The sequence below is a fragment of the Janibacter sp. CoH_79_TC_3 genome (assembly GCF_058197955.1).
In genome coordinates, this window is record NZ_JBXWIV010000120.1 from 1 (window position 1) to 259 (window position 259).

Below are 259 nucleotides of genomic sequence, written 5' to 3' on the forward strand. Positions count from 1 at the left end.
GTACCCTTTGTATATTAAATCGTTCTGATAGCTGACCAATGACTGTTTCAACGATACGGCGGGCTTTCATTAGCCGCCTTACCACAGGTTTGGGTCTATCCTCTTTCATATTGGCTCTGAGTGGCGTTTGTAAATCCACTCCTTGAGCGTCGTAGTACGATGTCAGACTAGGGCTGATATAGCCTTTATCAGCGCCGAGCAAACCATGGATATTGTCAGTAATATCAGGCGCAACCGCTCTTTCATCAACATTGGCAGG

The 259-nt window shown here is 46.3% G+C and carries 1 protein-coding gene; it reads right to left on the minus strand.

What is annotated here, in order from left to right; translation table 11 throughout:
• A partial coding sequence (locus tag AC2FA3_RS15320) for a transposase (RefSeq protein ID WP_490510335.1) occupies window positions 1–259 on the minus strand: 259 nt, incomplete at both ends.